This window comes from Terrabacter sp. RAF57, assembly GCF_052113925.1.
GTDB lineage: Bacteria > Actinomycetota > Actinomycetes > Actinomycetales > Dermatophilaceae > Terrabacter.
Map to the genome: position 1 here is coordinate 23,861 of NZ_JBFRDT010000024.1, position 21,819 is coordinate 45,679.

The 21,819-nt window shown below is 71.5% G+C and carries 21 protein-coding genes; 14 read left to right on the plus strand and 7 right to left on the minus strand.

The features are described from left to right. Nucleotides 1-17 precede the first annotated feature (17 nt). A complete protein-coding gene (locus tag AB4Y83_RS20050) occupies nucleotides 18-971 on the plus strand; it encodes a hypothetical protein (protein WP_442297951.1) in 954 nt (317 codons plus the stop codon). Nucleotides 972-1,001: 30 nt separating this feature from the next. Here the strand turns inward: AB4Y83_RS20050 and AB4Y83_RS20055 are convergent, their stop codons facing one another. Beyond that, nucleotides 1,002-2,105, minus strand: coding sequence for an LCP family protein (locus AB4Y83_RS20055; protein WP_442297952.1), 1,104 nt, complete (start codon nucleotides 2,103-2,105; stop codon nucleotides 1,002-1,004). A gap of 53 nt (nucleotides 2,106-2,158) precedes the next feature. On the opposite strand from AB4Y83_RS20055, the gene AB4Y83_RS20060 reads away from it, so the two are divergent. Further along, nucleotides 2,159-2,752 carry a hypothetical protein gene (locus AB4Y83_RS20060; protein ID WP_442297953.1) on the plus strand — a complete coding sequence of 198 codons (594 nt, stop codon included), beginning with the start codon at nucleotides 2,159-2,161 and terminating at the stop codon, nucleotides 2,750-2,752. Here AB4Y83_RS20060 and AB4Y83_RS20065 read toward each other — a convergent pair. The 3 genes from AB4Y83_RS20065 to AB4Y83_RS20075 form a co-directional block, all read right to left on the minus strand. Further along, a complete protein-coding gene (locus tag AB4Y83_RS20065) occupies nucleotides 2,745-3,878 on the minus strand; it encodes a glycosyltransferase (protein WP_442297954.1) in 1,134 nt (377 codons plus the stop codon). The genes AB4Y83_RS20060 and AB4Y83_RS20065 overlap by 8 nt on opposite strands. Beyond that, nucleotides 3,875-5,059: a glycosyltransferase family 4 protein gene (locus AB4Y83_RS20070; protein WP_442297955.1), complete on the minus strand. Its 1,185-nt coding sequence runs from the start codon at nucleotides 5,057-5,059 to the stop codon at nucleotides 3,875-3,877. Before AB4Y83_RS20070 ends, AB4Y83_RS20065 begins: the two co-directional genes overlap by 4 nt. 86 nt (nucleotides 5,060-5,145) lie before the next feature. After that, the gene (locus AB4Y83_RS20075; protein WP_442297956.1) at nucleotides 5,146-6,312 is read right to left on the minus strand and encodes a glycosyltransferase family 4 protein; all 1,167 of its coding nucleotides are present in this window, start codon (nucleotides 6,310-6,312) and stop codon (nucleotides 5,146-5,148) included. A 115-nt stretch (nucleotides 6,313-6,427) separates the two neighbouring features. On the opposite strand from AB4Y83_RS20075, the gene AB4Y83_RS20080 reads away from it, so the two are divergent. Further along, nucleotides 6,428-7,489: a glycosyltransferase family 4 protein gene (locus AB4Y83_RS20080; protein WP_442297957.1), complete on the plus strand. Its 1,062-nt coding sequence runs from the start codon at nucleotides 6,428-6,430 to the stop codon at nucleotides 7,487-7,489. Nucleotide 7,490: 1 nt separating this feature from the next. Here AB4Y83_RS20080 and AB4Y83_RS20085 read toward each other — a convergent pair whose 3' ends face one another. Further along, nucleotides 7,491-8,138: a hypothetical protein gene (locus tag AB4Y83_RS20085; protein ID WP_442297958.1), complete on the minus strand. Its 648-nt coding sequence runs from the start codon at nucleotides 8,136-8,138 to the stop codon at nucleotides 7,491-7,493. A gap of 68 nt (nucleotides 8,139-8,206) precedes the next feature. Here AB4Y83_RS20085 and AB4Y83_RS20090 point away from each other — a divergent pair, with 68 nt between their 5' ends. Continuing rightward, on the plus strand, nucleotides 8,207-9,100 hold the full coding sequence (locus tag AB4Y83_RS20090; protein ID WP_442297959.1) for a nucleotidyltransferase family protein: 894 nt from the start codon (nucleotides 8,207-8,209) through the stop codon (nucleotides 9,098-9,100). Beyond that, a complete protein-coding gene (locus AB4Y83_RS20095) occupies nucleotides 9,097-9,396 on the plus strand; it encodes a hypothetical protein (protein WP_442297960.1) in 300 nt (99 codons plus the stop codon). The genes AB4Y83_RS20090 and AB4Y83_RS20095 overlap by 4 nt, the downstream gene beginning before the upstream one ends. Nucleotides 9,397-9,429: 33 nt before the next feature. Here AB4Y83_RS20095 and AB4Y83_RS20100 read toward each other — a convergent pair whose 3' ends face one another. Further along, nucleotides 9,430-10,833 carry a polysaccharide biosynthesis tyrosine autokinase gene (locus AB4Y83_RS20100; protein WP_442297961.1) on the minus strand — a complete coding sequence of 468 codons (1,404 nt, stop codon included), beginning with the start codon at nucleotides 10,831-10,833 and terminating at the stop codon, nucleotides 9,430-9,432. Between the two features lie 128 nt (nucleotides 10,834-10,961). Between AB4Y83_RS20100 and AB4Y83_RS20105 the strand changes: the two genes are divergently transcribed. The 8 genes from AB4Y83_RS20105 (at nucleotide 10,962) to AB4Y83_RS20140 (ending at nucleotide 19,876) form a co-directional block, all read left to right on the plus strand. After that, nucleotides 10,962-12,965 (plus strand): glycosyltransferase, encoded by a 2,004-nt coding sequence (locus tag AB4Y83_RS20105; protein ID WP_442297962.1) that lies wholly within the window; start codon nucleotides 10,962-10,964, stop codon nucleotides 12,963-12,965. Next, on the plus strand, nucleotides 12,962-14,332 hold the full coding sequence (locus AB4Y83_RS20110) for an O-antigen ligase family protein (RefSeq protein ID WP_442297963.1): 1,371 nt from the start codon (nucleotides 12,962-12,964) through the stop codon (nucleotides 14,330-14,332). The genes AB4Y83_RS20105 and AB4Y83_RS20110 overlap by 4 nt, the downstream gene beginning before the upstream one ends. Continuing rightward, nucleotides 14,329-15,471, plus strand: coding sequence for a glycosyltransferase family 4 protein (locus AB4Y83_RS20115; protein WP_442297964.1), 1,143 nt, complete (start codon nucleotides 14,329-14,331; stop codon nucleotides 15,469-15,471). The genes AB4Y83_RS20110 and AB4Y83_RS20115 overlap by 4 nt, the downstream gene beginning before the upstream one ends. Further along, on the plus strand, nucleotides 15,468-16,487 hold the full coding sequence (locus tag AB4Y83_RS20120; protein WP_442297965.1) for a glycosyltransferase family 4 protein: 1,020 nt from the start codon (nucleotides 15,468-15,470) through the stop codon (nucleotides 16,485-16,487). The genes AB4Y83_RS20115 and AB4Y83_RS20120 overlap by 4 nt, the downstream gene beginning before the upstream one ends. Beyond that, nucleotides 16,487-17,614, plus strand: coding sequence for a glycosyltransferase (locus AB4Y83_RS20125; protein WP_442273984.1), 1,128 nt, complete (start codon nucleotides 16,487-16,489; stop codon nucleotides 17,612-17,614). Before AB4Y83_RS20120 ends, AB4Y83_RS20125 begins: the two co-directional genes overlap by 1 nt. Before the next feature lie 11 nt (nucleotides 17,615-17,625). Then, the gene (locus AB4Y83_RS20130) at nucleotides 17,626-18,423 is read left to right on the plus strand and encodes a hypothetical protein (protein ID WP_442273985.1); all 798 of its coding nucleotides are present in this window, start codon (nucleotides 17,626-17,628) and stop codon (nucleotides 18,421-18,423) included. Next, nucleotides 18,420-18,698, plus strand: a complete 279-nt coding sequence (locus AB4Y83_RS20135) for a PqqD family protein (RefSeq protein WP_442273986.1) — start codon at nucleotides 18,420-18,422, stop codon at nucleotides 18,696-18,698. Before AB4Y83_RS20130 ends, AB4Y83_RS20135 begins: the two co-directional genes overlap by 4 nt. A 134-nt stretch (nucleotides 18,699-18,832) precedes the next feature. Continuing rightward, the gene (locus AB4Y83_RS20140; RefSeq protein ID WP_442297966.1) at nucleotides 18,833-19,876 is read left to right on the plus strand and encodes a TlpA family protein disulfide reductase; all 1,044 of its coding nucleotides are present in this window, start codon (nucleotides 18,833-18,835) and stop codon (nucleotides 19,874-19,876) included. Between the two features lie 3 nt (nucleotides 19,877-19,879). Here the strand turns inward: AB4Y83_RS20140 and AB4Y83_RS20145 are convergent, their stop codons facing one another. Next, complete coding sequence (locus AB4Y83_RS20145) at nucleotides 19,880-20,359, minus strand: hypothetical protein (RefSeq protein ID WP_442297967.1); 480 nt, start codon at nucleotides 20,357-20,359, stop codon at nucleotides 19,880-19,882. A 322-nt stretch (nucleotides 20,360-20,681) separates the two neighbouring features. Between AB4Y83_RS20145 and trpS the strand changes: the two genes are divergently transcribed. Beyond that, entirely contained in the window at nucleotides 20,682-21,737 is a 1,056-nt protein-coding gene (gene trpS, locus AB4Y83_RS20150) for a tryptophan--tRNA ligase (RefSeq protein WP_442297968.1), read from the plus strand. Nucleotides 21,738-21,819: the final 82 nt, after the last annotated feature.

A 21,819-nucleotide genomic window follows, 5' to 3' on the forward strand; every position in this document is an offset into this window, starting at 1 on the left:
GAGGGGGATCTGGAGCAATGAACAACCGAGTGGCGACGGCAGGTCTCGTCGCCTTCCTGGCGGTCGACGTCGCGCTCGTCGCGTTCGCGCTGCGGTCGGGCCACAACGCCTCCCAGGCGCTGCCCGCGGTCTCGACGACGCGGACCGCGGCGCTGACCACGAGTCCGCCCGCGACGGCCGCGCCGGCCGCGCCGGGCACGACCGCCCCCACCACCGGCACGACGCCGCCGGCGGCCAAGGCCGTCCCCGTCACCCGGCTCGTCTCGGCGCTCGACGCAGCGCGGGCCTGGCGAGCCACGACCGGCGCCTGCGTCGCCGGGGGCGCGACCGTCGAGGTCACCGCCGACGGCGGCCGGTCGTGGACGAAGCTGCGGTCGCCGGCCCGCGCCGTCGCGCGCGTGCAGCCCCTCGACGAGGCGCGCGTCTTCGTCATCGGGGCCGGCCCAGACTGCACCCTCGAGCAGTACGCCTCGCGTGACGCGGGTCGGACGTGGCAGACCCCGACCGCCGTCAGCGGGGGCTGGGCGCGCCGTCTCGACGAGCCGACCCAGGTGCTCGCGCCCAAGGAGGCCGCAGCGACGCCCTGCGGCGACGCGGTCGTCGTCGACCTCTCGCGCACGTCCGCGGCCCAGGCGCAGGCGTTGTGCGCCGACGGGTCGGTCGTCGTCACGGACGACGGTGGGACGACGTGGTCCGACTCCGGTGACGCGCCGGGCGGGGTCGCCCTGAGCAACCTGCTCGTCGACAACAGCCTGACGACGTATGCCGTCCGCATCGTCGGTGCGTGCAAGGGGGTCCAGCTCGTCGAGGTCGTCAAGGGCCGCACCGCCGCCGTCGTCGCGTGCGTGCCGGTCGCGACCCCTGAGCGGGGGAGCATCGGCCTGTCGGTGACAGACCGTGCCGGCTGGATCATCTCCGGCAACCAGACGTGGCTCTCGCAGGGCGACCTGAACTCGTGGAAGCGGGTCTGACCGCGGCCGACGGGGTCGCCGGGCCGGCTCCTACTTGTAGGAGTTGAGCTCGTCGTTGCGGATGGCGTCGCCGAGGTCGGCCATCTTCACCTCGTCGACGATGTCGATCGACGCACCGGCCGGACTCGTGCCGAAGCCCGTGAAGGGCGCCGTGATGAAGCGGATGTCGCCGCCGCGGAGGTCGCGCAGGGCCAGGGCCTCGGAGCGCATGGTGCCGACGTCGAGCTTCTGGTCGACCGTGAGGTTGGTCGTGGCCGCCTCGGTGAAGTCCTTGAGCTTGATCGGGTTGGTCAGCACGTCCTTGCTCAGGGTCTTGAGCATGAGCGCCTTGATGAAGGCGAGCTGGCGCCGCCCACGGGAGATGTCGCCCTCGCTCAGCTGCTTGCGCTCGCGCACGAAGGCCAGGGCCATCGCGCCGTCCATGTGCTGGACGCCCTGGGTGAAGACGTAGGGCGGCTGGTTGCTCGACTCCTCGACGTTGACGTCGACGCCGCCGACAGCATCGGTCATCGACTTGAACCCCTCGAACCCGACGAGCGCGACGTGGTCGATGCGGACGCCGAGCATGTCCTGCATCGTCTTGACGAGCAGCGGCGGCCCGCCGAACGCATACGCCGCGTTGAGCTTGTTCTTGCCCTTGCCCGGGATCGAGACATAGAGGTCGCGGGGGAAGTGGATCAGGGTGACGGCCGAGTGGTCGGCCGGCACGTGCACGAGCACCATGACGTCGGACCGRCCGCCGACGCGACCCGGACCGGCGTCGCTGCCGACGACGAGGTAGTTCGTGCCGTTGCCCGCCGGCTGCACGACGACGTTGCCGTTCTTGTCGGTCGGCTGGCTGCCCGCCGAGCCGTCGTCGGGCAGGAGCAGCTCCTGCTTCACGTTGTTGGTGACGATGTGGTTGAGCCACGCGAGGTAGCCGCCCACGGCGAGCACGGGCACGAGCAGCAGCACGAGCGCGGCCACGAGCACCTTGCGGTTGCGCTTCTTCTCCCGGCGGCCCGAACCGCCGTCGGCGGGCGACCCGCCGTCCCAGTCGTCGCCGGACCCGCCGGAGCCCCCGGAGGAGCCGTCGCCGGCAGCGACCTGCTCGGACTCGAACAGGTCGGTGTCGCGCTCACGGGTGCTGTCCACGGCGCAAGTGTAGGTGTCGGGAGTCGATCGCACTGCTGCTTACACTGTCCGCCATGCCCGAAGCCCGAGGAGTGAGCCGACGTGTGAGCGCCGACCTCCCCGTGGCCGTCGGGGCTGCTCTGGCCTTCGTCGCCTACGTCTGGGTGCTCGTGCACGCGACGGTGCCGCTCGTCACCGTCTTCGGCTTCGCCTCCGACGGGCGCCCCAAGCTGTACGCGGCCTTCCTGGCCGGTCTCGCCGGCCTGCCCGGTCTGCTGCTGACACTGCCTCGCGCGTTCACGCCGCCCCCGTCGGCCGTGCAGCCGTCGGTCCGCAGCCGCCGTCAGGCCTCGGCGCTGAGGCGCTCGTACCTACGCACCGACGTGCTCGGCCTCGCGGCGCTGCTCCTCGCCCAGGTGCCGCTGCCGGCGCCGTGGGGTCCCGCGGGCAAGGCGGCGACGATCGCCAACATCACGAAGTCCCCCGAGATCGTCGAGCTGAGCGCGACGTTCGCGAACTACTCGATCGCCGTCTTCGCCATCGGCATCCTCGGCGCCGTCGTCGCCAAGGTCTACGGCCACGCGGCGGCGTTGCGGGTGCTCGCGATCATCCTCGTCGTCGGTGCGCCCGTCGTGGCCTGGCTCCTCGTGGTGCGCGCCGTCAGCTGACCGACAGGAGGTTGTCGACCTCCGCCCGGATGCGTGCGTGGAATCTCGCCTCCGAGAAGTGCTCGGCATGGGCGCGGATCGCGGCCTCGTCCCAGACCCGCTCTCGGGCGGCGACGACGGCGGCGCGGACGGCTGGCACGGTCGGCTCCTCGAAGAACGTCCCGTTGACGTTCTCGTCGATGGTGTCGAGATAGCCGCCGGCGTGCAGGGCCACGGTGGGCACCCCGAACGCCGCCGCCTCGAGGGGGGTGAGCCCGAAGTCCTCGAGGCTCGGCGCGAGCAGGGTGCGGGCGTGGGCGTAGGTCCAGCGCAGCTCGGCGTCCGTCAGGCCCGAGACGATCCGGACGTTGTCCGGTGCCTCGGCGCGCAGCCGCGCCTCGAGCGGTCCCGCACCGACGACGACGAGCCGCTCGGGGAGGTCGCGCACGGCGTCGACCGCGACGTCGACGTTCTTGTAGGGCAGCAGCCGCGACACGAGGAGCAGGTAGCCGTCGTCGGCCCAGTCCGCCAGGGAGGCCACCGCCTCCTGCGGGTCGGCGGGGTCGATGCCGTAGGGCGGGGCGAGCACCCGGGCGTCGATGCCGTATGCCGCCGAGATGCGCTCCCGGACCACCGTCGAGTTCGCGAGGTAGCGGTCCGCGGACGCCGCTGCGCGACGGTCCCAGCGGCGCAGCCACCCGCTGAGCAGACCCAGCGCGCGCGCCTTCGCGGACCGGCCGGCCTCGTCCCCGAGGTAGGCGTCGGCCTGGTAGAGCCAGCGCGCCGGGGCGTGGCAGTAGACGAGCTTGAGCCCGGTCGTCGGCACGCCGTGCGCCCAGCCCGAGCTCGACACGACGACGACGTCGGCGTCCACGGGAAGGTGGGACACGGCATACGGGAGCAGGGGGAGCGCGGCCCGGTGGTCGCGGCGCAGCGCCCCGATGCGGTTGATGGGGGAGACGACGACCCGCGCATCGCGGAACTCCGGGTAGGTGCCAGCCGGGTCGTAGAGCGTCGTGTGGATCGTCGCGTCGGGAAAGGCCCGGTGCAGCGCCAGGACGACCCGCTCCGCACCGCCGCGCTGGGTCAGGTAGTCGTGCACGATGGCGACGCGCGGTCGCCCGACAGGGAAGTCCGGGGTGCTCACGAGGCGGCCTCCTCCCAGACCCGGGTCACGGTCTCGGCGGCCCGCTCGATCCCGAATCGGTCGGCGACGTCGGCGAGGGCGCGAGAGGCGCGGGCCAGCGCCTCCGCCGGACGGTCGATGACGTCGAGGACCGCCAGAGCCAGGGCCTGCTCGTCTCCGGCGTCGACGAGGAGCCCCGTCTCGGAGCCACTCGGCGACGTGCGCACGATCTCGTCGACCCCACCGCCGCGGGTGGCGACGACCGGCACGCCCCATCCCATCGCCTCCGTGACCACCTGGCCGAAGGGCTCGGGCACCGTTGACGCGTGCACGCAGACGGACATGGCCTCGAGCTCGCCCCGCGGGTCGTCGACGAAGCCGACGAGGTCGATGTCGGCCTCGAGCCCGAGACGACCGATCTCCGAGCGCAGCTCGCGTTCGTAGTCCGCGGCGCCGAAGGCGGCGGAACCGACCAGCCTGAAGCGGGTCGTCGGGCGTACGTCCACGACGTGTCGCGCGGCCCGAACGAGGACGAGCTGGCCCTTGGTGGGGCTGAGCCGTCCCACCATGCCAACGACGGGGCCACCCTCCGGCTGGAGACGTCGGCCGGAGTGCGCGACCTGCTCCGAGGACAGCCCCGGGTAGGCGACCGTCGGACGGCGCGCGCCGGGCAGGGTGGCGGCCGTCGCCTCGGAGTTGACGACGACGGCGTGCGGCACGCGGCGGGCGAGGAGCCGCAGCACGCGCACCGTCCGAAAGGGCAGGTAGTCCTCGGCGATGCGGTCGTGGACGTGCCACACGAGGGGCTTGCGCAGCAGGAGAGCCACGGGCATCGCGAGGAGGTCCGCCTTGAGCGAGGTCGTGTGGACGACGTCGACGTCGAGAGCACGGAGGGAGGCGGCGAGGCGGTGCAGGAAGGCCGCGCCGGTCGCAGCGCGACGCAGTGCGCTGAGCGGGCCGACGGCACGGCCCATGTCCCGGACCCTCGGGTCCAGGGGCACGACCACGACCGGCTGGCCGACCGCTTGGAGCCGTTCCTCGAGAGGGCCCGAGGAGAAGAGGACGACGACGGGCTCGACGCGCCCCCGGTCGACGACCTGCAACAGCCTCAGCAGTGCGAGCTCCGCGCCGCCCAGCTCAGCCGTGTGGTCGAGGATCGCCACACGCACGGGAGGGCGCGGAGGCGGCGCGGCTGGAGGCACGCCCCGAGGCTACCCACGGGCGCAGCAGACCGGCCCGATGATGCGCGTGCCCGCGCGTCGTCTCGTCAGGGCAAGCCCACCGCGGATCACGAACTGGCGAGCCCTTGATAGAGGTGGGAGTACTGCAGCGCAATCGCGGACCACGTGTATCGGCGCGCGGAGGCCTGCCCGGCCGCCCCGAGGGCCGCCCGCCTCTCGGGGTCGTGCAACAGCGACTCGACGGCATGGGCCAGCGCCCCGGTGTTGACCGGGTCGACGACGACGCCGTCGACGCCGTCGGTGACGAACGACGCGGGGCCGCCGAGGCTCGTGGCGACGAGGGGTGTGCCGGCCCGCCACGCCTCGAGCGCGACGATGCCGAAGGCCTCGCGGCGGCTGGGCATGACGACGACGTCGGCCCGACGCATCCAGGTGTCGACGGCGGCTTCATCGAGCGGTCCGACCAGTCGGAGCCGGTCACCGAGGCCGACCTGCTCACCGAGCGCCCGCAGGGCTTCGCGCTGGGACCCGTCGCCGCCGATGACCAGCGTCGGGGAGAGCTCGCGGTCGATGCCCGCGACGGCCTCGACGAGCAGGTCGAAGCCCTTCGTCGTCTCGAGCCTGCCGACCCCCAGGACGACGGGGCCGTCTGACAGGCCGAGCGCGTCGGGCATCGTGCCAGTCGGAGGCGTCGTCGGCACGGGACCGACGCCATTGGGCACGACGGTCCCGCCCTCGAGGCCGAACCGGTCCCGCAGGTCGTCGAGCACCTGCTCGGAGCACCCCGTCGTCACCGCGGCGGCCGCGATGGTCCGGCGCAGTCCCTCGCGCATCAGCGCCGAGGTGCCGAAGGCGTCGTGGTCGTCCATGAACGTCTCGCCGTGGCTCGACAGCACGAGCGGGGTGCCGGTGCGACGAGCCAGCGCGGCGGCATACACCCCGTTGGGTCCGAAGCACTGGACGTGGAGCAGGTCGGGGCGGAAGGCGCGGAAGGCCGACCGCCACGCGTGCCACGCCCGCGGGGCGGCGAACCCGAAGCTCATGAGGGCGCGCCCCGAGCGGGCTGGTAGGGGAGTCGGCAGGTGGCGCACGACGGTGCCGTCGAGCTCGGTGACGCCGAGGTGCTCGCCGCGGTCGACGGTCCACACCTCGACCTCCGTGCCCCTGGTGCGGAGCTCGCGCGCGACGTGGCGGACATGCCCCTCCACCCCACCGAGGTGTGGGTGGTACGACGAGGTCACGAGCGCGACGCGCGGCCGACCGGCACCCTCCACCGCGGCTCCTCTCGATCGGGCCCGCGAGGTCACCGGCTCGCGGGCGGTCTCACCCTACGATGCGAGGGCGGACCCGTCCCGCAGTTGACCGCAGCCCCGACAGCGAGGATCCCGCGTGCACCGGCTCACGATCGCCACGACCGCGACGGCGGTGCCGATGGGTGCGCAGGCCTACGAGCGACACATCGTCTCGCGCGCTCCCGCTGCCCTCGCCGCGCTGGCCGCACCGGGAGAGGTGTGGCGGGTCCGGCACGTCGTGGCGCGCTCGCTCCGGTCGCCCCTGCCCGGCACCCTCCGCCTGCCGATGGGCTGGCTCGGTGGCGCGTCACCGAGCGCGCGTGCGGCGGCGGGCCGTCTCGCGTACGCCCGTGGCGGGCTCGTGCACCGGATGAACCTCGAGCTGCCGCCGGCGCCCCGTGAGGTCGTGACGCTGCACGACGTCGTGGCCTGGCGCTACGCCGACGAGTCCGCACCCGTGGCCGCCGCGGCGGAGGAGCTGCGCCGCGCAGCGGCCGTCGTCTGCGTGTCGGCCTTCACGGCATCCGAGGCGGTCGACCTGCTCGGGCTCCTCGACCCCGTCGTCGTCCCGAACGGGGTCGAGGAGCGCTACTTCGGCGCGGAGCCGCTCGGCGCCGACCGGCTGTCCGCGCTCGGCGTCGACGGACCCTACGTCCTCACCGCCGGTGGCGCGTCCGAGCGCAAGAACCTCGCGGCGCTCGCCGACGCCTGGCCCCGGATCCGGGCAGCCCGGCCCGACGTGACGCTGGTGCTCGCCGGCCCGCCCCACCCCCGTCGCACCGAGCTCTTCGGCGCGCTGCCCGCCGTCCGACTCGTCGGGCGCGTCGCCGACGAGGTGCTGCCGAGGCTGTATGCCGCCGCGTCCGTCGTCGTCGTGCCCTCCCTCGTCGAGGGGTTCGGCCTTCCGGCGCTCGAGGGCATGGCCACGGGCGTGCCCGTCGTCGCCGCCGACCGGTCGTCCCTGCCCGAGGTCGTCGGCGACGGCGGCCTCCTCGTCGACCCCACCGGCCCGGGTCTCGCCGCCGGCGTCCTCGACGTCCTCGCCGGCGGTGCCGAGGTCGAGGCGATGGCCCGCCGCGGCTTCGAGCGGTCGCGCCGTTTCACCTGGGAGGCGAGCGCCGAGGGGCACGCGCGGGTCTGGCGCTCCGTCACCGGCTGACTCAGCCGACGGGCCCTGCACCCTCCCGCGACGTGCGACGCGAGGCCCGGACCTCCGTGGCGAGGTTGGGGGAGTCACCGCCGACGACGGCGAAGGTCGCCGCGGCAACCGCGACCACGAGCAGCGCGCTGCCGACGACGTCACGGGGCTGGTGCGCGTACCACGACACGTTGCCGAGGCCGATGCACAACGCCGCCACGCCCAGTCCGACGAGCCCTCGTCGCGTCACGGGTCGCGGCCACACGACCGCGACCCCGACGAGCAGGCCGAGGCCGGCGGCCGCGTGGTTGGACGGGAAGGCGTCCCCGCCGATGCCGAAGACGTCGCGTGTGCGCAGCTCGAGAGCCACGAACGTCGCCGCTGCCGGGATGACGACGCCCGCGAGGGCGCGCCGCCAGCCGCGACGGACGAGTGCGAGGAGCGCGAGAACGACGACCGCCGGAGCGAGCACGACGATGACCAACGGCCGGGCCAGGCGGTCGAGACCCTGGCGAAGGGCTCCCGGCAGCCCGTTGAGGATCCAGCCGCGGACGGTCCCGTCGACCGTCACACCGACCCCGGTTCGGGTCGAGAGGAGCGCGGTGAGCACGAAGGCCGTGGCGGCGGCGACGGCCACGGTGGCCCAGCGGAGGCGATCGCGATGCGACACGTGCACCTCCTGGCGGGCTGTTATGGTGCGATCGACCAGTCCGCTTGCAGTCTATGGGGGTTCGCTCGATGGCAACCCAGGAGGCGACGGGAGCCCCCTCTGCGGGTGCCACTGTGCCCCTCGAGGTACGCATCGGCTTCGCCCACGCATCAGTTCAGTGGATCGCCGACCGGTGCGGAGCGGACCTGCTGCACGTCAAGGGTGCGGCACTCGATCCGACCCTGGTGCCGGGGCGTGGCTTCTCCGATGCCGACGTGCTGGCCCGTCCGGCGCACGTGCGTCGTTTGCTCGACGAGCTGCCTCGCCACGGCTGGGAGCTCATCAACACCTTCGTCTACGGATCGTCCTTCGAGCATTCGGCGACCTTGCGACACCAGGACTTCGGACTGCTCGACCTGCACCGCATCTATCCTGGGACCGGGCCCACGCCCGAGCGGGCCTTCGACACCCTGTGGTCCCAGCGGACCACGAAGGTTCTGGGCGGCATCGACTGCCCGGTGCCGTCGCGCGATGCGCAAGCCGTCGTCCTACTCCTGCACGCCGCCCGCGGAGGCAGCGATGCCAAGGCCGCCAACGACGTCGAGTGGCTCTGGACATCGGTCGACGACGCTGCTCGCGACCGTGTTCTCGACTGGGTGGGGCGGCTCGATGCCGGTCTGGCCTTCTCGGTCATCACCGGCACCCTCGACGAGCATCGGGACGACCCGGCATACGACCTCTGGCGCGTCGCGGCGCGCGGGGGCACCCGGATGGAGGAGTGGCGCGCCAGGGTGCGGGCGGCCCGGGGCCTGCGCGCCAAGCTGACCGTCGCGTCGCGCTCGGTGCTCGTCAACGTTGAGCACCTGACGATCGTGCGTGGACGCCCGGTGTCGCGCGCAGAGATCGTGGCCGAGTTCTTCGGCCGACCGGCGCGCGGCCTGAGGGAGCAGGTCTCCCGCCTCGCCCGTCGGAGCCGGCGGTGAGCGCCGCCTACCGTCCCGGACCCGACGCCGGGGTCACCGTGAGCGACGACGGGATGTCCGTCTACGTCGCACGCCTGCCCGGCGGCCCGCTCCTCGTCCTCGATGGTGCTGCTGCCCTGATCTGGGCCGAGGCCACGACGGCTCCCGCGACCGGATGGGTCGCCCGTGTCGCCGAGCTCGTCGGACAGCCCGAGGACGCGATCACGGCTGACGTCCGGGCCTTCGTCGGCGACCTGAGCGCGCGGGAGCTGCTCGTGCCGCTCGGTGGCGACGCCGACCCGCCGGCCGGGGCCTGAATCCACCTCGCCGGAGCGGTCGGGCGCGGTGGATCAGGAGTGGTGCTTGGCCTGCGAGCGCTTGGCCCGACGGCTCGGCTTGACGTCGGCGTCGCGGTTGTAGCCGTAGTAGCCGTAGCGATGAGCGGTCGAGGACCCCGCCGACACCATGTTGAGGGCGAAACCGGCGACGGGGGCGTCCACGGTCTCGAGCGACTGGACCGCGCTGGCGAGGTCGCGCTTCTTCGTCCGCTCGGCGCCGACGACCATGATCAGGCCGTGCGTCAGCTTGTTGATGAGCACGGCGTCGATGACCGGGACGACGGGCGGGCTGTCCACGAGGATGAAGTCGTAGTCGTGGGACAGCTTGCCGAAGAGGACCTCCATCGGCTCGGAGCCGAGCAGCTCGCTCGGGTTGGGCGGCACGGGGCCGGCGGGCAGCACGTGGAGGGTGGTCTCGCGCCAGCGCTGGATGACGTCGTCGGCGTCCGCCTGACCGAGCAGGAGGGTGGTCAGGCCGAACGAGCCGTCGAGACCCATCGTGCTCGCGACCGAGGGGTTGCGCAGGTCGCCGTCGATGAGCAGCACCTTGGATCCGGCGTCCGCCATCGCGAGGGCGAGGTTGATCGTCGTCGTCGTCTTGCCCTCACCGGGCACCGACGAGGTGACGACGAAAGAGTGCCCACCGGTCGTGACATCGACGAAGAGGATGTTGGTGCGCAGGCGGCGGATCGACTCCGCGTGCCGTCCGTGCGGGTCGCTCTCGAGCGAGAGCAGGCCGTTCTTGACCGACTTCACCATCGGGATGTCGCCGAGGATGGGCCGCTTCGACAAGGCCTTGATGTCCTCCTCCGTGCGCACCTTGGTGTCCAGGGTGTGCCGGAGCAGCGCGAGGCCGACGCCAAGCGCGAGGCCGAGGAGCGCGCCGAGCATGAGGTTTCGCTTGGCGTTGGGTGACGTGGGGTCAGCCGGAACAGAGGCCGGCACGATGGTGTCGGCCTCGACGGCCTGACCATTCGAGGCGAGCAGCGGGGAGAACTTCTTGGCGACGTCGGCCAGCACGGGGCCTGCCTCGGTGGCGACTCGCGCGACGAGCTGGGGGTCCCCACCGGTTGCGGTGATCGTCATCATGTTGGACGTCTGAGAGACGTCGCCCGAGACCGACAGCGGGAATCCCGCAGGCAGGCCGAGCCGGGTCCGCAGGGGATCCATGACCGACGGTGAGGTCAGGACCTCGAGGTAGGTGCCGAGGTCGCCTGCCGAGACGGCGTAGGTCCCGCCCTGGTTGCTGGTGGCGCTCGCCGGGGTGGTCGCCCGCAGGTAGATCTTCGAGCTGGACGTGTAGACGGCAGGGGTCAGCATCGTCTGGACAGCGGTCGCCGCGACCACCGCGAGCAGACTCACCGCGATGATCCGCCACCGTGCCCCCAGAACGCCCAGGAACTCCCGGAACGTCACTTTGCCCCCCTGGCCCAACTCGACAGTACGTGCGGCGATCCTCCCATATCATCCAAGGGGTTGTGCCGAGTCGGAGACATCCGGGGACGGTACGGGGAGAGGGGTGAGTGGTCATGTGGGCACTGCGCGTGTCCCACAGCGCCGTCGTCGACGCGTGGCGTGGGCGGGAGCGCGCCCTGCGACGCCTCGGCCACCGGGTCGACATCGTGTCGGCTGCGGCGTGGTCCGAGGGCGGCCGCCGCGTCGCCCTGTCCGTGCTCCCCGACGAGCCGGTCGTGCCGGCGCGCACTGTCGGCTCGCACCCGGCCCTCTTCCTCTACGACCCGCGCCCGCTGTGGCGGGCCATCGGTCGCCCGGTCGACGTCATCGACATCCACGAAGAGCCCTTCGCCCTCGCGACCGCCGAGGTGCTGCTGCTCCGGTGGCTGCGTCGCCAGCGCGCCCCCTACCTGCTCTACTCGGCCCAGAACATCGACAAGCGCTATCCGGTCCCGTTCCGGTGGCTCGAGCGAGCCGCGCTGCGCCACGCGAGCGGCGTCAACGTGTGCAACGACGCGGCCGGCCGCATCGCCGAGCGCAAGGGCTTCCCGGGTCGCGCCCGCACCGTCGACCTCGGCACCGACCTGACCGCCTTCACCCCGCCGGCGTATGCCGACACGCCCCGTGAGGTGCCCGTCGTGGGGTTCGCCGGTCGCCTCGACGCCGCCAAGGGTGCCGACGTGCTCCTGCGCGCTGCGGCGCTCGAGCCCGCCGTGCGCGTACGCCTCGCCGGCGACGGACCCGAGAGGCACGCCCTCGTGGACCTCGCGGAGCGGCTCGGCATCGCCGACCGCGTCGAGCTCCTCGGCGCGCTGGCGCCTGAGGCGCTGACCGACTTCTACCGCTCGCTCGACGTCCTGGTCGTCCCGTCGCTCACGACCCCCTCGTGGGTCGAGCAGTTCGGCCGGGTCGCGCTCGAGGCGATGGCCTGCGGCACCCCGGTCGTCGTCAGCGACAGCGGCGCACTGCCGGAGGTCGTCGGCGACGCCGCTCTCGTCGTCGCCGAGGGCGACGTCGCCGAGCTCGCCAAGGCGATCAGCGAGGTCGTGCACGACCGCGACGTGGCCGGGCGGCTCAGAGCAGCCGGCCTCGCCCGCGCGGCGGCGACGTCGTGGGACCGCATCGCGGCGGAGCACGATGCGATGTACCGCGCCGCGGCGAAGCAGTGGACGCCGCCAGGACCGGACGACCGGCCGCTCGAGGTCGTCGTCGTCGCGTACGGCCAGCCCGACCTCCTCGCCGACGCGCTGGCTCCGCTGAGCACGCTGTCGGTGACGGTCGTCGACAACTCCTCCTCGCCTGCGGTGCGCTCCGTGGTGGAGGCCGCGGGCGCCCGCTACGTGGACCCGGGTCGAAACGGGGGTTTCGGGGCCGGCGTCAACGAGGGGCTGCGACGGGTCGACCCCCGCGCCGACGTCCTGCTCGTCAACCCCGACGCGGTGGTCGCCCCCGGCGACGTCGAGGTCCTGCGCGCAGCCCTGCTCGCCGAGCCCGACCTCGCGAGCGTCGGGCCGTCGCAGGTCGACGCCACGGGCACGCACTCCCGGGTCGAGTGGCCCTTCCCGTCGCCGCTCGCGACGTGGGTCGAGGCCGCCGGACTCGGCCGCCTGCGACGCAACCGCTACGTCATCGGGTCGGTGCTGCTGCTGCGCCGCGAGGCCCTCGACCACGTCGGTCCCTTCGACGACGAGCGCTTCTTCCTCTATGCGGAGGAGACCGACTGGGCGCGCCGCGCGGTCCTGCTCGGCTGGCGTCACGCGCTCGTGCCCGCAGCGCGTGCCACCCATGTGGGTGCCGCGACGAGCACCGACCCCGACCGGCGTGAGGGCCACTTCCACGCCGCGCAGGAGATCTATCTCCGAAAGCACTTCGGCAGCGTGGGCTGGCAGGTCGGGCGTGCCGGGCAGGTCGTCGGCTCTGCCGCGCGAGGGGTCGTGCTGCGGGGAGACCGGCGTCGCGCGGCACGTGCACGCCTACACCTCTACCTCGCAGGTCCCGCACGGTTGGAGGAACGGCCCCGCGACGCCCGCGCCACACGCAGCGACCGTCCGTCCGTGCCTCTCGACGAGCTGGGACGGGTGGCCACGTCGTGAGCATCATCCCGGAACGTCTCCTCCGCACCGGCACGACCGACCTGCTCACCCGCATCGGTCTGGTGCTCGCCGGCGTCGCCCTCATCGCCGTCGTAGGACGTCTCGCCGTGACGACGCCCGACGCAGCGATCATCCTCGCCGTCGCCGTGCTCGCGATGGGTGTGACGGCAGTGCAACCCGGTCTCATCCCGCTCGCCGTGCTACCCCTGCTCCTCGTCGTCCTCCGCGTCGGCGGCGGAGGGGTCGACCTCTCGCTCTCGGACTTCGCCCTCGCAGCGGCCGCCGTCCCAGCCCTTCTTCTCGCCAGGCGGCCCTTCTCCGCCGGCCTGCGTGCGGTCCTCTGGGCCTCGGCGGTGTACCAGTTCGCCACGCTGATCACGGTCGTCAACAACCCGTACACGGCGAACGCCGTCGAGTGGGCGCACGCCTGGATGCTCGTGTCCGGATCGCTTCTCGTCGGATGGGCCGTCGGCGCCAACGGTCACGCCCGCACCGGTCTCCGCCTGCTCATCGGCACCATCGCCGTCCTGGCGACCATCACCGTCGTAGAAGGTCTGATACACATCGCGCACGGCGACCTGAGCCCGGTCTACCCGAGCTTCCCGTATGGCATGCACAAGAACTTCGCGGGCACGGTGTGCGCGATGGGGGCGGTCATGGTCTATGCGCGGCCCGCGTGGGGCGGGATCAATCGGAGGTGGTCCTTCGTCCTCATGGGCATGATGCTGACGGCTGTCCTGCTCACCCAGTCGAGGCAGGCGGTCATCGGTCTGGTCGCGGCAGTCTTCGTCCTGGTCCTGCGCTCGCGGACCGATCGACGACGGTCCAAGCTCGTGCTGCTGCTCGTCGCCCCGCTCGTTCTCTTCGTGACGAACCTCGTGCAGGACCAGGTCCAGTCCGGGAACCAGTTCAACTCGGTCTTCCAGCGCCTCACGTGGTTCCAGGACTCCATGACCGTCTGGTCCTCCGACCCGTGGTTCGGCGTCGGGCTGCGCTGGTGGTACACCGACCGGTTCCCGTTCCAGTTCCAGCCGCCCAACGCCGAGATCGAGGTGCTGACATCGGCCGGGGCAGTGGGCCTCGCCGCCTTCGTCCTCCTCATGGTCGTGGCACTGCGGGTCGCGTGGCGGATGGACCCGGCCTACGGGTCCCTGGCGGTGGCCGTTCTGGTGTCACGGATCGTCCAGGGCCAGTTCGACCTCTTCTGGTCTGCCGTGCAGGGGTCGCTCCCGTTCCTCGTCCTCGGCCTGTGCCTCGGGGCGAAATGGTGTTCCGAGCAGCGCGAGTCGTCCGAGGCCCGAGCGCCCGAGCCGGCTGGGGCTCCGCACCCCGCCGGACTGCTGCAGACCCCTGGGGCCGCTCGGTGACCACGATCGTGCAGATCGCGCCCGAGATCGGGCCCGGCACCGGGGTGGGTTCCGTGGCTCACCACCTCGAGCAGGAGTGGCGGCGGACGGGGGTCACCGTCGAGCGCTTCACCCTCACGGAGTCGGGCGGCGCCTGGTTGCCGACACCTCGGGGCGGTCTGCAGGGCCGGCTCGCGGTCCTGGCCAGGGTGGTGTGGTTCTCGTCCGTCGGGACCCGCCGCGCGCGGCGCTATCTCGCCGACCACCCCGAAACCGTCTCCGTGTGCCACAACGACGTCCTCGCCGGGGACATCTACGTCAACCACGGACTCGTCCAGGCCGCGATGCGGTCGAGAGGGGCGTACTGGTACCGGATCCTGCGCAACCCCCTGCACCTGTTCACCACGGTGCGGGACAAGCGCCGCTACACCTCCGCCACCCACGGGCTCGTCGTGAACCTCTCCGACCAGGACCAGCGGCTCCTGCGCGAGCTGCACCCGTCCTTGCGGCCGGGCACCGCTGTCGTCACCAACGGCGTCGACACGTCCGAGTTCGTCCCGCCGTCCGCTGACGCGCGGCGAGCAGAGCGGGAGTCGTTGGGGCTGACCGAGACCGACGTGCTGGCCGTCTTCATCGGGCACGAGTACGCGCGCAAGGGACTGGACCTCGTCGTGGACGCGCTGGACCAGTGCCCTGACCACGTGCGGCTCCTCGTCGTGGGCGGGTCACCGGATCTCGTAGCCGGCATGGAGTCGCGGGCCGCCGCCGTGCGCAACCGGGCCCGCATCACCTTCGTCGGTCCGAGCCGTGACCCGAGGCCCTGGCTGCGCGCGGCTGATGTGCTGTGCCTGCCCAGCGCCTATGAGGCGTCGCCGCTCGTCGTCCTCGAGGCGTTGTCCATGGGGGTTCCCGTCATCGGCGCTCGCACCGGCTCCATCCCCGATGTCGTCGAGCACGGGGTCAACGGCTATCTCGTCGAACGGTCGGCGACCAGCGTGGCCGAGGCGCTCGACCTGCTCTCCGGGGCAGACCGTCCCTCCCTGCGTCAGGCGGCTCGCCGGACTGCCGAACAGCACACGTGGGCCCATGTCGCCGCCCGCTACGTCGAGCTGCTCGACGGCCTGCGTGCCGCGCCGGGACGAGGCCGAGAGGCCTCATGAGAATTCTGCACGCGATCCGCTCGGACGGGTTCGCCGGCGTCGAGAGCCATGTCGCTCTGCTCTCCCGCGCCCAGGCCGCAGCGGGTGACGAGGTCGTGGTCATCGGAGGCGACACCCACCGTATGCCGGCTGCCGCAGGTCCGGGCGTACGCACCCTTCCGGCCGCGACCGTCACCGACGTCCTCATCGCCGTGCGGCGCTGGGCGGTCGATGCCGACGTGGTGCACGCCCACATGACGGCCGCCGAGATCGCTTGCGCCACAGCGCTGCTGGGCGTGAACGTTCCGCTGGTGGTGACCCGGCACTTCGCCAGGAGTCGGGGGAGCAACCCCGTCTCGAGCGTGGCGGCCGCCCTGGCCGCACGCCGAGTCGACGCTCAGATCGCGATCAGCCGCTACGTCGCGGACAGCATCGCGGGGGCGAGCGTCGTGATCCACCCGGGCGTCGAGAGCAGTCCCGAGACGCCCCCGGCCGCGGCGCGCGAGAGGGTGGTGCTGCTCGTCCAGCGGCTCGAGCTCGAGAAGGACTCCGACGTCGCGCTGCGGGCCTTCGCCGCGTCCGGGGTCGCCTCGCAGGGCTGGCGTCTCGACGTCGCCGGGGACGGTGCCGAGCGATGGCGACTGGCCTCCCTGGCGGCCGACCTCGGCCTGGCCGACTCAACCCGCTTCCTCGGTCACCGGAGCGATGTGCCGGACCTGATGGCGCGCGCAGGTGTGCTCCTGGCCCCCTGTCGCATCGAGGGGCTCGGCCTCACGGTTCTCGAGGCTATGGGAGCGGCCCTTCCCGTCGTCGCGGTCGGCGCCGGAGGGCACCTCGAGACCGTCGGGGCCGTCGACGGCGCGGCGCTGCACGCACCAGGAGACCACGAGAGTGCGGGACGGAAACTGGCCGCTCTCGTCGCTGATCCTCGCCGCCGGGACGCTTATGCCTCCGACCTCCAACGCGCCCAGCGCACCTGCTTCACGCCCGAACACCAGGCACGAGAGACCCGGGCCGTCTATCGAGGGGTGCTGTGATGGATCTGGTCGTGACCTCCCTCGAGGCGTGGGACCGTGTGTGGCGACGCAACCAGCATCTCGTCGCCGGTCTGTTGCGCGGCGACCCGACCCTCCGGGTGCTCTTCGTCGAGCCGGCGACCGACCCGCTTCACGCAGCCCTCGGCGCCAGCCAGCCGAGGCTCGGCCGCGGGCTGCGTCCCGGGCCGTCGCTCGACGGCATACGGCCCGAGGCGCTGTGGCTCCTCGAGCCCACCAAATGGCTGCCCCGGCGAGTCGACCGCCGCGTCGACGAGCGTTGGGCTCGGCAGGTGCTCCGGACCGCCCGTTCGCTCGACATGGCCGACCCGGTCCTCTGGGTCAACGACCCGAGCGGCGCGCTGCTGGTCGAGGCGACGACATGGCGCTCGCTCTACGACGTCACCGACGACTGGACGCTCGCCGAGCGGTCGACCGCCGAGACCGAGCGGGTCATCGCGCAGGAACAGGTGCTCTTGGCTCGGTGCGACGAGGTCGTCGTCTGCTCCCCGGCCCTCGCGGCGAGCAAGGGGCAGCGCCGGAAGGTGACTCTCGTGCCCAACGGGGTCGACACGGCGGCCTACCTCGTCGCGCACGACCGACCTGCGGACCTCCCCGACGCGCCCGTGGTGCTGTATGCCGGCACGCTCCACAGTGACCGCCTGGACGTCGCTCTCTGCGCTCGCGTGGCGGACGCACTGGCAGGCCGGGGCAGCCTTGTGATGCTCGGGCCTGACGCCCTCAAACCCAGCGAACGTCGCACGCTCGAGCAGTCAGGGGTCGTTCTGCTCGGCGCGCGGCCAAGTGGCGACGTGCCGGCCTACCTCCAGCACTCGGATATGCTCATCGTGCCGCACGTCGTGACTTCCTTCACGGACAGCCTCGACCCGATCAAGCTTTACGAGTACCGAGCCGCCGGCAGACCCGTGGTGTCGACGCCTGTTGCGGGCTTCCGCGACGTGGACGAGGACCGGATCGAGGTCGCCGACGAGGGTGGTTTCGTCGACGTTGTCCTCGGAATGCTGTCAGGTCACCCTCCTGGGGGCACCTCAAGCCGCGGCGGAGCCCCGGTCGACTGGAGTGACCGCGTCGACCGGATGGCTGCTGTCATCGCGCGTCTGGCTCGTTAGAGTCGGGCACGATGACAGCCAGCAGTGACTCACTGGACAACCGCGACCGGGTCAAGATGGTGCACGTCCCCTTGCGGGCACTCGGAGTCCCACTCGACGTTGTGGTTCCCGCTTCCCTCGAGCAACCCGTGCGCGACATCTGGCGGCTCTGCCTTGACGATCGGCCTCGATGCAGCGAGGTGAAGCAGGTGCGCCCTCCCGCGGCTTCTGACGACGAAGGCTCTCGGGCGTCGGCGCTGCAGTCACTCACCCAGTCCGTGACGCGCGCGGCCATTGATTCGCGGGCTGGCACGGCCTTGATGCTCCACGCGGGGGGGCTGTGCGACCCAACGAGCGGGGCGTCGATTGTCTACGTCGCCCCCGGAGGTACGGGTAAGACGACCCTGACGCGGGTGCTTGGGCGCGGCCGCGGCTACCTCTCCGACGAAACCATAGCGATCAGGGAGGACCTCGGAATCGACGTTTATCCCAAGCCCTTGTCTCTGAGGCGGTCGGGGTCCTCGATCAAGGACGAGACTGATCCTTGCACTCTCGGACTGAGCTTGGCTCCAGTCGACCCGTGGTTGGCGGGGCTTGTCGTGCTGGTTAGGGACTCACCTCCCGGAAGGTCTGTTGAGGTTGAGAACGTGCCGCTTCTCGACGCTATCGCGCTTCTGGCACCCGAGAGCTCGTCGCTTGCGCAGCTGCCCAGCCCCCTACGCCGTCTAGCCGCGGCGATCGAAAGCGTTGGTGGGCTCCGACGCGTGCACTACGGCAACGCCGACGATCTCGAACCAATCGTCGCCACGGTGCTGGAGCGGCAGCGGTGAGCATGGTGTGGGCCGTTGAGGCGCTGGATGAGCTGATCGGGGAGGACGGCTCCGTTGTGCTGATCCCCGTGAACGGGGCGTATCGGGTCGTCCGGCTTTCGACACTCGGACAAGCTGTCCGCGAACTGACCGCGGGTGGCACGTCGATCGAGCAGCTCGCCTCGGGGCTCGTAGCCCGCTTCGGGACGCCTCCTGAGCGAGCGGACTCCCGTGACGCCGTCCGGGCGGTGCTGGCCAGCCTCGAGTCAGAAGGAGTCGTCCGCCTTGACGGCTGACGAGGTCACTCGACACATGCGCATGAACAGCCGTTTGAAACGGTGGGGGTGTGGGCCTCGACGACGAGGCGCATGGCTCCGCGCGGTTGGCGAAGATGCGTGAGCGCCACCGCCGGGTCGCCTAACCTTGGCACATGGTCCCAACCGCCCTCACTGTTGCGCCTCTCCTTCTCGCGGCGGTGCTGGCAGTTGCAGGTCTCGCAAAGCTGCGAAGCCCTGGCACTGGTGCGTCGAGCCTCCGGTCGCTGGGGGTGCCGAGGGCACTCGCTATTCCGACTGTCGCAGCGGCGCACCCGTGGGTGGAGGTCACCCTGGCGCTGCTACTCACGCTCGGGACTGGTGTGCTCGGCGTGCTCAGTGCTGGCGCTTCCTTGGCGCTCGTGCTGACCTACCTGTGGTTGGTGATCCAGGTGCTGCGCCGAGGAGATGATGTCGACTGCGACTGTTTCGGCGCATTCGGACCGGCCCGTGTGACTGCTGCGACGGCAGTACGTAATGGTTGGTACGTCGTGCTCGCGTGCCTGAGCATCTGGGCGTACCGCGCGGATGTGGGTCCACGGGACGCCCTGCAGCGAATGGACGGCAACGAATGGTGGTGGCTCGCGGCGACAGCGGCCGCAGGCTTGACCGTGATTCTCACAGTCGGCGGGCCGGATCCTGGCCGAGCTTCTTCACCCGGTTTCGTCGACGAGGCGGAACTCGAAGATTACCTTCGCACGCCGACCCCGGCGGTGCCCGTCACGCTCAGCGACGGATCCGTGCGCAGTCTTCGTGACCTCAGCGCGACACGGCCCCAAGTGCTCCTGTTTGTCTCCACCACGTGCGGCCTGTGCACGACCGTCATCGATCAGATACCTGCGTGGCGCGCCGCCTTGCCCATGCTGGACGTGCGACTCGCCTACATCGTGCCGCCCCCCAGCGGCGCTGACGGGGACGAGTGGACGATCTACGACCCGGAGCGTTGGGCCTACGACACCTTGGGAATCGAGGGCACCCCCAGCGCGGTGGCGCTCGGGGCAGACGGACAGTTGGCGGGCGGCCCTGTCGCCGGCCCAGACAACGTCACGCGGTTCATCGCCGACCTCGTCGCGGAGCTGGGACACCTGGTCGTCAATCTCGACAGGGACAGTGACGGCCCCTTGGACGCTCTTCCAAGGGGCCATCGCCAAACGTACTGATCGTCAGCAGGGGTGTGCGCCGCCAGAGGTGCTGGCGTGCTCCAGCTGCACACAGGCCCCAGCGGTGCTGCACCTGTACAGGAAGTAGTCCAGGGTGATCGTCGTGTTCCGGCTGTTGGGGAAACCGCACACCTGGATGTCGTACTGCAGGGGCGCGGTGCTGGCGGGGATGCAGATCTTCTGGTATCCCGCGGGAACGGTGACGGTACATGTGCACGCCGCGCTACAGGTGACGGTCTGGCCGCTCGTCGGAGTGATCTGCAGCAGCAAATCGGCATTGTCAGCGGGCGAGAGACCCTGCGCGGTGACGCTCGCCACGAGAATGCGCTCGAACGACGCGGCCTGGATCGTGGCCGGGGCTCGGTAGCCCTTGTCGCATGGCCCGGACTGGCCCGGAAGCTTGCAGAAGTCGCTCGTCAGGCAGAAGGTGCCTGTACACAGGACGCTGGCAGCCGCGCTCGGCGCGGCAGCGGCGATGGTCACTGCGGGCACCGCCCAAGCAGCCCCCTTCACCAACGTGCGTCTCGTTGGGCTCACATTGTGGCCCGCCTCGGTACTGCTCATGTCGGAATGCCCCCTCTAGTGGCTTGATCTGATTACAGGTCTAGACCGTCCCCGGTCTCGGCCCCTTCCCCAAGCGTCACGATAACGTAGTAAGGCAGCCACTTAGAGAGTTCCCCAGATCTGTCTCGCTGGCCGCGCGACCATCGTGATCCGGGGTTGCAGGCCCACATAGAGCCAGGAGATGCACGGCGGGCGCACGACGGGCGCACGACGGGCGCACGTGGTTGGGGGACGCGCGCCCATGGGCCAGAATGCACCCATGTCCTCGACGCCCTCCCTCCCGACCACGACCCCGCGCAKCCTCTCGGGCATGCAGCCGACGAGCGACTCGCTCCACCTCGGCAACTACATCGGTGCGCTGGTCGAGTGGGTGCGCCTGCAGGAGACGCACGACGCCTTCTACTTCGTCGCCGACCTGCACGCCCTGACGGTCGCCCCGGACCCCGAGGTGCTCCGCGAGCGCACCCGCATCACCGCCGCTCAGTTCATCGCCGGCGGCGTCGACTCGGCGCGCTCGACGCTGTTCGTCCAGAGCCACATCGCGCAGCACACCGAGCTCTACTGGGTGCTCGGGACGCTCACCGGCTTCGGTGAGGCGAGCCGGATGACGCAGTTCAAGGACAAGTCCGCCAAGGGCACCAACACCAACGTCGGCCTCTTCGCCTACCCCGTGCTCCAGGCCGCCGACATCCTCATCTACGACGCGAACGTCGTCCCCGTCGGCGAGGACCAGCGCCAGCACCTCGAGCTCTCGCGTGACCTCGCGGGCCGCTTCAACCAGCGCTTCGGCGACACGCTCGTCGTGCCCGAGCCGCACATCATGAAGGCGACGGCCAAGATCCAGGACCTCCAGGAGCCGACGGCCAAGATGAGCAAGTCGGCCGCCTCCGACACTGGGCTCGTCAGCCTGCTCGACGAGCCCGCGCGCATCGCGAAGAAGATCCGCTCGGCCGTGACGGACGCCGAGCGCGAGATCCGCTTTGACGAGGAGAACAAGCCGGGCATCTCCAACCTGCTCTCGATCCACTCGGCCCTGTCGGGCACGCCGGTGGCGATCCTCGAGGAGCAGTACGCCGGCAAGGGCTACGGCGACCTCAAGAAGGACGTCGCCGAGGTCGTCGTCGAGGCGGTGACGCCGTTCCGGACCCGCACCCTCGAGCTCATGGCCGACCCCGGCGAGCTCGACCGCATCCTCGCCGACGGCGCCGAGCGGGCCCGCGCCGTCGCAGAGGCGACGGTCCGCCGCGTGTACGACAAGGTCGGCCTTCTCCCCGTCCTCGGTCGGAACCTGGGATAACGACGCTCTGCCCGCCCGCGCTGGGTAGGGTGCCACCGTGATGCAGACAGGGGAGCTCAAGCCGCGAGCCGACCTCCCGCAC

Coding starts and splice junctions, on each gene's coding strand:
- AB4Y83_RS20130 (WP_442273985.1), top strand. CDS start 17,626: ATGACAGCCAGCAGTGACTCACTGGACAACCGCGACCGGGTCAAGATG.
- AB4Y83_RS20140 (WP_442297966.1), top strand. CDS start 18,833: ATGGTCCCAACCGCCCTCACTGTTGCGCCTCTCCTTCTCGCGGCGGTG.
- AB4Y83_RS20120 (WP_442297965.1), top strand. CDS start 15,468: ATGAGAATTCTGCACGCGATCCGCTCGGACGGGTTCGCCGGCGTCGAG.
- AB4Y83_RS20060 (WP_442297953.1), top strand. CDS start 2,159: ATGCCCGAAGCCCGAGGAGTGAGCCGACGTGTGAGCGCCGACCTCCCC.
- AB4Y83_RS20125 (WP_442273984.1), top strand. CDS start 16,487: ATGGATCTGGTCGTGACCTCCCTCGAGGCGTGGGACCGTGTGTGGCGA.
- AB4Y83_RS20050 (WP_442297951.1), top strand. CDS start 18: ATGAACAACCGAGTGGCGACGGCAGGTCTCGTCGCCTTCCTGGCGGTC.
- AB4Y83_RS20090 (WP_442297959.1), top strand. CDS start 8,207: ATGGCAACCCAGGAGGCGACGGGAGCCCCCTCTGCGGGTGCCACTGTG.